7 protein-coding genes are annotated in these 12,143 nt (G+C 55.4%); 3 read left to right on the plus strand and 4 right to left on the minus strand.

What is annotated here, in order from left to right:
• On the minus strand, positions 1-3,789 hold the full coding sequence (locus J0A66_RS03820) for a nitrate reductase subunit alpha (RefSeq protein WP_206572468.1): 3,789 nt from the start codon (positions 3,787-3,789) through the stop codon (positions 1-3).
• 260 nt (positions 3,790-4,049) lie between these two features.
• Between J0A66_RS03820 and J0A66_RS03825 the strand changes: the two genes are divergently transcribed.
• On the plus strand, positions 4,050-5,912 hold the full coding sequence (locus J0A66_RS03825; RefSeq protein WP_206572469.1) for an ATP-binding protein: 1,863 nt from the start codon (positions 4,050-4,052) through the stop codon (positions 5,910-5,912).
• 204 nt (positions 5,913-6,116) lie between these two features.
• On the opposite strand, the gene J0A66_RS03830 is transcribed toward J0A66_RS03825, so the two are convergent.
• Entirely contained in the window at positions 6,117-6,446 is a 330-nt protein-coding gene (locus J0A66_RS03830) for a DUF6506 family protein (RefSeq protein WP_206572470.1), read from the minus strand.
• Positions 6,447-6,685: 239 nt separating this feature from the next.
• Here J0A66_RS03830 and narL point away from each other — a divergent pair, with 239 nt between their 5' ends.
• Together narL and moeA are read left to right on the plus strand one after the other, a co-directional pair.
• Complete coding sequence (gene narL, locus J0A66_RS03835; RefSeq protein ID WP_338143866.1) at positions 6,686-7,333, plus strand: two-component system response regulator NarL; 648 nt, start codon at positions 6,686-6,688, stop codon at positions 7,331-7,333.
• A complete protein-coding gene (gene moeA / locus J0A66_RS03840; RefSeq protein WP_206572472.1) occupies positions 7,330-8,559 on the plus strand; it encodes a molybdopterin molybdotransferase MoeA in 1,230 nt (409 codons plus the stop codon). Before narL ends, moeA begins: the two co-directional genes overlap by 4 nt.
• A gap of 180 nt (positions 8,560-8,739) precedes the next feature.
• Here the strand turns inward: moeA and hemN are convergent, their stop codons facing one another.
• Both hemN and J0A66_RS03850 read right to left on the minus strand, forming a co-directional pair.
• The gene (gene hemN / locus J0A66_RS03845; protein ID WP_206572473.1) at positions 8,740-10,101 is read right to left on the minus strand and encodes an oxygen-independent coproporphyrinogen III oxidase; all 1,362 of its coding nucleotides are present in this window, start codon (positions 10,099-10,101) and stop codon (positions 8,740-8,742) included.
• A 130-nt stretch (positions 10,102-10,231) separates the two neighbouring features.
• Entirely contained in the window at positions 10,232-11,845 is a 1,614-nt protein-coding gene (locus J0A66_RS03850; protein WP_206572474.1) for an MFS transporter, read from the minus strand.
• Positions 11,846-12,143: the final 298 nt, after the last annotated feature.

The raw sequence follows: 12,143 nt of genomic DNA on the forward strand, positions 1-12,143 counted from the left end.
TTACTTCTCCTGCTCGTTCAGTTGGGCGTCCAGGGCGTCGACGCTGTCGTCGTCCAGCCAGTCCACCTTGCTCATCTTGCGTACAATGACAAATTCATCCCGGTTACAGCCAACAGTGCCGTAGTAATTAAAACCGTAAGCCTGCTGGGCATAGCCCCCGATCATATGGGTGGGCTTGAGCACCGCCCGGGTCACCGAGTTATGGATGCCGCCACGGGTACCGGTGGTTTCAGCGCCGGGTACATTTACGATCCGCTCCTGGGCGTGGTACATCATGCTCATGCCTTCGGGCACCCGCTGGGAGACCACCGCACGGGCGGCGATGGCGCCGTTGATGTTAAACACCTCTATCCAATCGTTGTCCTCGATACCGGCTGCCTTGGCATCCGGTTCGGCCAGCCAGACGATGGGGCCACCCCGGGACAGGGTCAGCATCAGCAGGTTGTCCGAGTAGGTACTGTGGATACCCCATTTCTGGTGCGGGGTGATCCAGTTCAGTACCAGTTCCTTGTTGCCGTTGCCCTTTTTGTTCAACAGCGGGCGGATGGTCTTTAAGTTAACCGGCGGCTTGTACAAACAGTGCATCTCGCCAAAGTCCCGCATCCATTCATGATCCTGATAAAACTGCTGACGACCGGTAATGGTGCGCCAGGGGATCAGCTCATGCACATTGGTGTAACCGGCGTTGTAGGACACATGCTCATCCTCCAGCCCCGACCAGGTGGGTGAGCTGATGATCTTGCGCGGCTGGGCGACGATATCGCGAAAGCGGATCTTCTCTTCTTCCTTAGGCAGCGCCAGGTGGCGGTGATCCAGGCCGGTGATCTGCGACAGCGCATCCCAGGCCTTAACCGCTACCTGACCGTTGGTCTCAGGGGCCAGGGACAGGATGACTTCGGCTGCATCGATGGCCGTCTCAATCTTCGGCCGGCCCTGATTGGCACCAGGCTTGATATGGCGCTGATTCAGATCGCCAAGAAAATCCACTTCCTCCTGGGTATTCCAGTTAATGCCTTTGCCGCCGTTACCCAACTTGTCCAGCAAGGGGCCCAGTGAGGTAAAGCGGGCATAGGTGTTGGGGTAATCCCGCTCCACCACCATCATGTTGGGCGCAGTCTTACCGGGGATCAGGTCGCACTCCCCTTTCCACCAGGCCTGACTGCCAAAAGGCTGGGCCAGTTCGCCGGGGCTGTCATGCTGCATGGGCTGGGTGACCAGATCTTTTTCCACGCCCAGGTGGCCTTCGGCCAGGGCCGAGAAGGATTTGGCAATGCCTTTGAAGATATCCCAGTCACTGCGGGACTCCCACACAGGATCCACCGCCCTGGACAGGGGATGGATAAAGGGATGCATATCCGAGGTATTCAGGTCGTCTTTCTCGTACCAGGTGGCCGTGGGCAGCACGATATCGGAATACAGGCAGGTGGTGGACATACGAAAATCCAGGGTGACAAACAGGTCCACCTTGCCTTCTGCGCCCTGGTCCACCCATTTGACGTCTTCCGGCTTTTCGCCGCCTTCTTCGCCAAGATCCTTACCCATCAGGCCGTGTTTGGTGCCAAGCAAATGATGCAGCATATATTCGTGGCCTTTGCCGGACGATCCCAACAGGTTGGAGCGCCAGATAAACATGTTGCGCGGGAAGTTCTTCGGGTTGTCCGGATCCAGACAGGCAAATTCCAGATCGCCATTTTTCAGTTGCTGGACTGCATAGTCCTTGGGATCCATGCCCGCCGCCTCGGCATCTTTACACAGCTGCAATGGGTTCATACCCAGTTGCGGCGCCGACGGCAACCAGCCCATGCGCTCGGCACGGGTGTTGTAGTCGATGATGGAGCCGGTCCACTTGTCTTTGTTGGCCAGGGGCGAAATCACTTCCTGCATATGCAGTTTTTCGTAGCGCCACTGACTGGAATGATTGTAGAAAAAGGTGGTACCGTTCATATGGCGTGGCGGGCGCACCCAGTCCAGGCCGAATGCCAGGGGCGTCCAACCGGTTTGGGGACGCAGCTTCTCCTGCCCCACATAGTGAGCCCAGCCGCCCCCGCTTTGCCCGACAGCCCCGCACAGGATCAGCATGTTGATCAGGCCCCGGTAGTTCATGTCCATGTTGTACCAGTGGTTCATGCCAGCACCGACGATGATCATCGAACGACCTTTGGTCTTGGCCGCATTGTCGGCAAATTCCCGCGCCACCTTGATCACATCTTCAGGACGCACGCCTGTGATGGCTTCCTGCCAGGCCGGGGTATAGGGCAGGTCCTGCTCAAAGCTTTTGGCGCAGTTAGGATCCTGATAGCCGTTATCCACCCCGTAATTGGCCAGGGTCAGATCAAACACGGTGGCCACCAATGCCTCGCTGCCATCTGCCAGAGTCACTTTGTGCACCGGCACCTTGCGCGGGATCACCGCATCGTGACTGGTATGCTGGAAGTAGCCGTACTCATGCTCCTTACCGCCAAAATAGGGGAAGTTAACCGTAGCCAGTTGGTCATGGCCGTCCTTGAGGCTGAGCTTAAGGTGCACCTGCTCACCATCTTTGCCGTCGCGCTGGGTCAGGTTCCACTTGCCCTTGCCGATGCCAGCTTCCGCTTCGCCCCAGCGATAACCGATGGCGCCGGTGGGCGACACCAGCCGACCATCGGTGTCATTGATGGCAATGGTTTTCCACTCAGGATTGTTTTCCTGGCCCAGGTTGTCGACAAGGTCGGAGGCGCGCAGGAAACGACCCTGGGTATAGGTACCCTTGCCGTCGTCATCCAGCATCACCAGCATGGGCATGTCGGTATAGCGACGCACATAGTCGATGAAGTAGTCCACCTGCTTGTCGACGTAGAATTCCTTGAGGATCACATGACCAAAGGCCATGGCCAGGGCGGCATCGGTGCCCTGCTTGGGGGCCAGCCACTGATCAGTGAGCTTGGCCACTTCGGAATAGTCCGGGGTAATGCCGATCACCTTGGTGCCCTTATAGCGTACTTCGGTAAGGAAGTGGGCATCGGGTGTCCTGGTCTGGGGCACGTTGGAGCCCCAGCAGATGATATAGTTCGAGTTGTACCAGTCTGCCGATTCAGGCACGTCCGTCTGCTCTCCCCATACCTGGGGAGAAGCCGGCGGCAGGTCGCAATACCAGTCATAGAAGCTCAGGCAGTTACCGCCAATGAGGGACAGGTAGCGGGCACCGGCGGCATAAGAAACCATAGACATGGCGGGAATCGGCGAAAAGCCGGTGACCCGATCCGGACCGTAAGTCTTGGTGGTGTAGACGTTGGCCGCGGCGATGATCTCGTTCACTTCATCCCAGCGGGCCCGCACGAAGCCGCCCAGGCCACGCTGCTGTTTGTATTCCTTGGCTTTAACCGGATCCTCGACAATGCTGGCCCAGGCCAGCACCGGGTCGCGGTGCTGCAATTTGGCCTGACGCCATAATTTAACCAGACGCTTGCGGATCTTGGGGTATTTGAGGCGATTCGCGCTGTAGATGTACCAGGAATAGCTTGCGCCCCGCGGACAGCCGCGGGGTTCGTGGTTGGGCAAGTCAGGCCGGGTACGGGGATAGTCGGTCTGCTGGGTTTCCCAGGTGACCAGACCGTCTTTCACATAGATCTTCCAGCTGCAGGAACCGGTGCAGTTGACACCATGGGTGGAGCGCACAATCTTGTCATGCTGCCAGCGACGGCGGTAACCGTCCTCCCAACTGCGATCTTCGTCTGTGGTGACCCCATGGCCCCCGGCGAAATCGCCCTTGATACGCTTAAAGTACTGTAATCTGTCCAGAAACTGACTCATGCCGGACTCCTTATAATGGATTGTCTACTGGTCGTGGCGCCGAAAAGACGGCTTGGTGAGGTTAGTTAACTGGATCCAACAGTCCGCCGCAATCCCTTGCCTGACGCGGTTTTTAGACCACCTACCCATTAATGGGTAGGTGGTTTTTTGGGCAAAAATCAGTAAAATCAGGCCATTCAAGACAGCCTGGTGGTTGCCGGGGCACAGCAACCCTACTCCCCTTATTATTGGGAGTACCACCATCGCATCGCAGGGGTAGTATGTTCAGTCGACTCAGTCGTTCAGTGGTATTCAAGATTGGCCTGCTGATGTTTGCCATCAGCCTGCTGGCCGTGGTCAGTATGGCCAGTTCGGTATTTATCAGCGACAGTGCCGAGTCCGATGCCTATGCGGTCAATCTTTCCGGTTCCCTGCGTATGCAGAGTTATCAAATCCTGAATACCCTGCTGTTGCCTGAGCAGGAAGACGGGAGCAAAGGTGACAAACTAGCGAACCTGATGGAGAGTTTTACTGCCAAACTGCAACAACCTGTGATCCGGCGCCCTGCCATGGAGGATGTGGACAGTGACCACCACATGCTCTATCAACAGATACTCGGCGACTGGCAGGCTCATATCCAGCCCGCCATCGTTACCGCCATCGACAGGCCGCAGACTATTCCCGCCCTGCAGACCCAGGTGGCAGCCCTGGTGGAAAAGATAGATCAACTGGTTAATCTGCATCAGTACCATGCCGAGAAAAACGTGGCCTCCATTCGCCTGATCCAGGGATTGGCCCTGCTGGCCACGGCTCTGCTGATCATTGTCGCCATGTTTATTATCAATCATCAGATAAAGCAGCCCCTTGCCCAGTTGACCCAGATAGCCCGCCAGATTGGTCGCGGTGATTTTACCGGTAAGGCCAATGACACAGGCAATGACGAACTGGCCCTGCTGGGTCATACCCTTAACCATATGTCCGATGCCCTCAGTCGTTCCCATGCGCAGATGGAAAAGAAAGTCCGTGACAAGACCCTGCGTCTGGAGCAGAGCAATCAGTCCATCGAACTGCTCTACCACATCAGCAAGAGCATGCAAAACGGTACTGACGGGCCGGCTGAGTTTGAGCCGTTACTGAAGCGTTTGTCTGAGATTATCGGGCTGCCGGATCTGGACCTCTGCGTAATGACCGGGTCCGGTAACACACCCTACGAGCACCTGATGACCTGCGACAAGATCCTGCCGGCCAATTGTGTGGCCCAGGAATGTTCCGGCTGTGTGGAAGGTACCGTCCGGATTGAGGACAAGCTGCGGTTTCCCCTGACCCGGGGCAAGGACAACTATGGTGTGCTGGTCTGTCAGTTAATACCCGGACAGCAGTTGGAGACCTGGCAAATGCGCCTGCTTAATTCTGTGGCAGAACAACTGGCTGTCAGCCTGAGCCTTCGCGACCAGCAGGAACAGAGTCATCGTCTGGCCCTGATGCATGAGCGTACGGTCATAGCCCGTGAACTGCATGATTCTTTGGCCCAGGCCCTCTCCTACCTGAAAATTCAGGTAGCGCGGCTGGAAAAGACCCTGCAAAAACCGGACGGCATTGAACAGTTGCCGCCGGTTATCGACGAGTTGAAGACCGGCCTGAGCTCCGCTTACCGGGAATTAAGAGAACTGCTGACCACCTTCCGGCTGAAAATGGATGGCCGGGGCTTGTACAGCGCCATGGAGCAAAGCCTGCGGCAATTGCAGGAACGTTCAGACCAGATTCGCTTTGAACTGGCATTTAATGTGGAGAACCTCCCGTTTAGCCCCAACGAAGAGATTCATCTTTTGCAGATCACCCGGGAGGCGGCACAGAACGCGCTGCACCATTCCCAGGGCGATAAAGTCCAGGTCAGCCTGGAACGGGAACAAGAGGAGCCATCCCGGGTACGTCTGACCATTCGTGACAACGGGGTGGGAATTGGCGAGGATCCCAGCAAGCTGAACCACTACGGTCTGGCCATTATGCAGGAACGCAGCCGCAACCTTGGCGGCGAGCTGGCCATTCGCCGTCACCCCCAGGGTGGCACTGAAGTGAGTTTCGAATTCGAGCCCGAATATTATGCCAAGCGCCAGAAAGACCATCTTGCAGTAGAACTGCATTAGGCCTTCATCAGCTCAGGGACGGCAACCCTGGCCTCACATTACAATTTCGGCATCTGGTCGCGTTGTGTAACCATTTGTCCGTAAAGGCCCGCTTCGCTCAACGCCAGTCCCTGGTGGAAGCCAATGCTCTAGTAGAGCACCAGCTCAGTCCCCTGAAAATTTAACCAAAAGGGGGTTGGCATCTTGTAGCTGCATTTGAACCCGTTACACCTTCTGCGCCGAAACAGAGCCCTTCCTTGCCAGCAGCTTATGTAACTTCTGGCGCTCCCCCTCTGCAAACATTATATGGCCCACCGGGATTTCGCTGTCCAGGGTTTCAATCAGCGTTTTAGCCTCCAGTTCGCTGAAACCACCGCATAACTCTATCAGCTCGATGCCTTCGCCCTTCAGGGTCCGGGCCTGCTCTATCGCCTGATTGAGGTCCGACACACAACGGATATGGGTCTGGAATGACTCGGATTGGATGTCGGACTTGTGATATTCAGGCTGGTATCCCGGTGCCTTGACAATAAAACCGTAACGCTGGACAGACATAGGCATGCTCGTTGTAATGGGTAAAGGTCTATCCTCCTGCCCACTGAATTAAATTTCAATCTGTTTTGTTTGATTGCGCCCGCACCGGGGACTGACGGCCTGGTTTCAGAGGCAAAATTTAGTCTCCTACCTCTTTGTAGGTACCCACCTAACTCGTCTGGTCGGTTGGCATCCCTCCCACTTGCCGTTAACCTGTACCTAAAATAATTCCAATCCTTTTGGAGATCACTATGCCATCCATGAGTCCCGCCACCATTTTGATGGTGGACGACCACCCCCTGTTGCGTAAGGGCCTGACCCAACTGATTGAACTGGAAGACGATCTAGAAGTGATCGGAGAAGCGAGCAACGGTGAGGATGCCATTCGCCTGGCAGTGGAACTGGAACCTGACCTTATCAGTCTGGATCTGAATATGCAGGGTATGGATGGGCTGCAGACCCTCAAAGCCATGCGTGATCAGGGAGTGGATGCCAGAATTATCATGCTGACCGTATCTGACAGTGACGAAGATGTGGTGGAAGCGATACGTTTGGGTGCCGACGGCTATCTCCTCAAAGATATGGAGCCTGAGGATATCATCGCCAGATTGCGCGAGGCAGTGCTAGGCAAGATGGTGATGAGTCCTAAGCTGACCGAGATCCTCGCTACCGCCCTGCGCCGACCCCAGCGGCAGACCAACCGGGCCATAGCCAGTCTGACCAGCCGTGAACTGGAGATCCTCAAGCTGATTGCCAAAGGCCTGAGCAACAAATTGATCGCCCGCGAACTGGATATTTCCGACGGTACGGTAAAAGTCCATGTTAAGCACCTGCTGAAGAAATTGGATCTGCGCTCCCGGGTGGAAGCCGCCGTTTGGATGGTTAATCAACAGGGTAAGAACGAATGAATTGTGATAGCCAGCCGGGCCTGTTGCCTCTGGAGCAAGCTCTGGAACAGATGTTATCGGAACTGTCTACAGTAGTGGATAAGCAGAAGGTTACTATTGAACAGGCCTGTGGCAGGGTGCTGGCCGAACCGGTATTAGCCGGTTTTAATATTCCTCCCTATGACAATTCGGCTATGGATGGCTACGCCCTGCACGCCGACGAAGCTGCCGGTGGCCCTCTGCAACTGATTGGTATCAGTTTTGCTGGCACGCCATTTGAAGGCCGGGTGCTAAGCGGCCAAACGGTACGTATCATGACAGGGGCCATGATTCCCCCCGGTGCCGATGCCGTGGTGATGCAGGAACAGGTGGAAGTCCGTAATCAGCAGATCCTGTGCAACCATCAACCCAAGCCGGGTGAGAATATTCGCAGGGCCGGCGAAGACATCCGCCAGGGTGAAACCGTATTGCCGGCTGGAAAAAAACTGACGCCTGTGGATATCGGTCTTTTGGCTTCACTGGGCATCGCTGAGATTTGTGTATTCGAACCGCTCAACGTCGCTTTGTTCTCATCCGGGGATGAACTGGTACTGCCAGGACGGGCACTGGATAAAGGACAAATCTATGACAGTAATCGCCCTGCCCTGCGCGCAGCACTGCAGCAGTTGGGCATTCAGGTACTGGACCTGGGAGTTGTTCCGGATGACAAACAGGCACTTCGGGATTCGCTGGACAAGGCAGCCTCTCAATGCCACGGCTTGATCAGTTCCGGAGGGGTATCGGTCGGTGAGGCCGATTTTACCCGCGAAATACTGGCCGAAAAGGGCCAGATCGGATTCTGGAAACTGGCCATCAAGCCCGGCAAACCTTTTGCTTTTGGCCGTTTAGGCCAGTGCGCCTTCTTTGGTCTTCCCGGTAATCCCGTCTCGGCCTGGGTTACCTTTGAACAACTGGTGCTGCCAGCGCTTCAGCGTTTGTCCGGCGAGCAGTCTGCCAGTTCCATGACCCTGACAGCCATAGCCGGTGAAGATCTAAAAAAACGCCCGGGACGGATGGATTTTCAGCGCGGCATCTGCTGGCGGGATGAAAAGGGCGAGCTGCTGGTCAAAAGTACCGGCAATCAAAGCTCTGGGGTGATGACCTCCATTGCCCGCGCCAACTGCTATATTCTGCTTGAACAGCAACGAGGTCCGGTCAAGGTCGGTGAATCTGTGTCCATCCAGCTATTTGACAGCCTGCCGGTGTAATCCCGTTAATCTTTGATTATTCACCACAGAAAAAACAGAGGAAAATCCGATGTTATCGCGCAGAGGCCGCAGGGACGTGGAGAGGGAAAAGCGGGGGGACGTTGATTTTCCTTGGCGGCTTGGCGGGCTCTGCGCGAGAAAATCATTCCCATAAGGCCGAGGTTGTCTGTCGTGGTTAATTCAGACCACTTTGGAGTAGCGCTGCTGGTCCTGGCTCAGATAGGCATCGAAACAGGCACAAATGCTGCGCACCCAGAAACGTCCCAACTCAGTGACCCGAATCTGGTTATCCTCAATATTAACGAGACCATCATCGACAAAGGGTGTCAGTCTGTCCCCCGCCTCGCAGAAATATCCCCAAAAGTCCTGTATCTTCCACTGTCGGCAAAATAAGTCGATATCCAGGGAAAAATGACAGATCAGCTGTGAAATCAAGGCCGCCCGCAAGCGATCATCCGATCTTAGAATAAAGCCCTTTTCCACAGGTACGCGGGCGGACATCAGAGCCTGATAATAGTCGGGCAGCGCCTTGTGGTTCTGCCATAGTACCCCATCTACCTGGCTGATGGAGGAGACACCAAGCCCTACCAGGGCATCCTGGCCAGCGGTGGTGTAGCCTTGGAAGTTGCGTTGTAACCTGCCCTGCTGCTGGGCTATGGCCAGGGTATCAGTAGCTTTGGCGAAGTGATCCATGCCGATGAACTGATAGTTCGCTTCAACAAAGCGTTCAATGGCCAGGGTCAGCAGGTTCAGCTTGGTGGTCGCATCCGGCAGGCTGTCATCGGCTATTTTACGCTGGGCGGCGAAGCGACTGGGCAAATGGGCATAGCTGAAAAGTGACAGCCGGTCAGGGTTCAGTTCCACTATTTGCTCCAGGGTCTGGGCAAAGCTGTCGGGATGCTGAAACGGCAGCCCGTAGACCAGATCCAGATTGACGGACTCAAACCCCAGTTCCCTGCACAATGCAACCTGATGACGAATCAACGCCGTCTCCTGCACCCGGTTAATAGCAATCTGGACCTTCTCATCCAGGTCCTGCACACCGAAGCTGACGCGGTTGAATCCCAGCCTATGAAGGTGTCGCAGCTTGTCGTCACTGCAACTGCGGGGATCGATTTCGATGCTGATCTCAGCACCGGAATCAATGCGGAAATGCGCCTTTAGCAGTTCCATCAGACAGGTCAGTTGCGTTTCTGTCAGAAAAGTGGGAGTACCGCCGCCCAGATGGATCTGGCCGATGGTCTTGTCTGCCATCAAAGGCTGATACAGGGCCATTTCCTGGGCCAGTGCCTGCAGATACTCATCGGCTTTATGCTGATGGCGCGTGATGACCTTGTTGCAGCCGCAGTAGTAACAAAGCTTGTGGCAAAAAGGGATATGAATATACAGACTCATCCGGCTGGGCGCCTGCGCGATGGCCGGGGCAATCCTGTCACGGTCGAACCCGCTGTTCAGTGCCAGGGCGGTTGGGTAAGAGGTATAACGGGGACCATTGATGTTGTACTTGGCAATCAGGTCCGGTGTCCAGGCTGGCTTGGTCATGGAACTCTCAATCTTTTGATGTCAGGACGATAGTAGCGACTAATGGCAATTCGAAACTTGATCCATCACAAGGCTAGGATGTTTAAGCAGCTATCAGGCCCGGTAAACCGGGCCTGATATGTGTAGCTTATCAAGGGTTATAGAACTGGCCGTTCTTGCGCAGGTAGAAGAACCAGTTGAGTACCATGCACACTGCATAGAAGATGGCAAAACCGATCAGTGCTACCTCTGGTGTGGTGGCCTTGATTTGCTCGCCGAATACCTTGGGAATATAGAAGGCACCATAGGCGGCGACTGCAGAGGTCCAGCCCAGCACCGGACCAGCCTGTTCCTTGGGAAAGACCATGGCAATGGTACGGAAGGTCGAGCCGTTGCCTATTCCAGTGGCAGCGAACAGCACCAGGAACAGGATGAAGAATGGCCAGAAGAATTCCTGTGGCGTGGCGGACTGATAAGCCAGATACATATAGTAGGCGGCACCAAGTGAGGACAGTACCATGACCAGGGCACACAGTTGGGTGACCAACGCCCCACCCCATTTATCGGCAATCCAGCCGCCTACAGGACGAATGAGCGCACCGATAAAAGGTGCCATCCAGGCATACATCAGCGCGCTGGGGCCGGCCGGGTTGGGGGTATTGTGGGTCATCACCCCATCCACCATAATGTGCTGGAACCCGAATATGACTTTGATGGCCAGCGGAAAGGCGGCGGCAAAGCCGATAAAGGAGCCGAAGGTCATGGTGTAGATAATACTCATCACCCAGGTATGGTGATTCCGGAAGATCTGATACTGCCGGGTCAGACTTTTGCCGATGGCACCAGGCAGCAGTTTAAGCAGAAACACGGTGAGGTTGATCACCAACACCAGCACGATCTCCTTGGGGATCTCCCAGCCAGAGCCATTGGCGGCTTCGGGCAGAATCAGCCACAGACCGGCCACGGCGGTAAACAGACCAATCAGCAACATGGCACTGATCATCAACATGGCACTCACGGGATTGGGCAAATCCGGGGTAACCTCGGCGGTGCGGATATTATGCATACCGAACCAGGAAGCAAAGGCCAGGGGGACCAGGAACAACAGCCAGACAAAACCGCCGTTCTGGATCCAGGTATCGCTGCCCGCCGGGATCTTACCGATCAGGGTACCGGAGGAGGTCACCAGGGAAACGGGGTCGCCACCCAGAACACCAAATGCGCCAAAGGTCATAAACAACGGAATCAGCACCTGCATGGTGGTGACACCGAAATTGCCCAGCCCGGCATTCAGCCCCAGGGCCAGACCCTGCTGGTTCTTGGGAAAGAAGAAGCTGATATTGGACATGGAAGAGGCAAAGTTACCGCCACCTATGCCGGATAACAGGGCCAGCAACTGATACTGCCAAAGGGGCGTGTCAGGATTTTGCAGGGCGACACCGGTAAAGAATGCCGGAATCATCAGCAAACTGGTGGTAAAGAAAATGGTGTTGCGGCCGCCGCAGAAGCGGATAAAAAAGCTGCTGGGAATACGTAAGGTGGCACCGGACAGACCGGCGATGGCTGTCAGGGTAAAAAGTTCATCCGCACTGAACGGATAGCCCGCATTCATCATCTGTACGGTCAGGATCCCCCAGTAAAGCCACACGGCAAACCCGCACAACAAACTGGGAATGGAGATCCACAGATTTTGCCGGGCAATGGATTTGCCCCTGGACTCCCAGAATCCCTGATCTTCCGGATCCCAACGGTCTAAATTGGCCATAACCTTATCCTCGTTTGATAGAAAAGCCTGACAACACTATCCGTTGGCGGCTCCCTTACGGCAATTCGCATCTGGGGGTATGGGCACAAGTCATTGGGATAAGACTGCTATCTCTTTAGTGATACTCCGGGAGGTCTCCACCGGTCTGCCCAGGGCGTGTTGATCTTTTATATTGGCCCTCTGCTGGCGTCCATTTTTTTGCCCCGCAAGGAAGACGGAGTGCAGTTTAGTGGGGCTGAAAAAGCGACTGACCAATGGGAATGGAACCCATCGGAACAGCGAAGCGGTGAAATATAGG

The organism is Bowmanella dokdonensis (assembly GCF_017254865.1).
Taxonomy (GTDB): domain Bacteria; phylum Pseudomonadota; class Gammaproteobacteria; order Enterobacterales; family Alteromonadaceae; genus Bowmanella; species Bowmanella dokdonensis.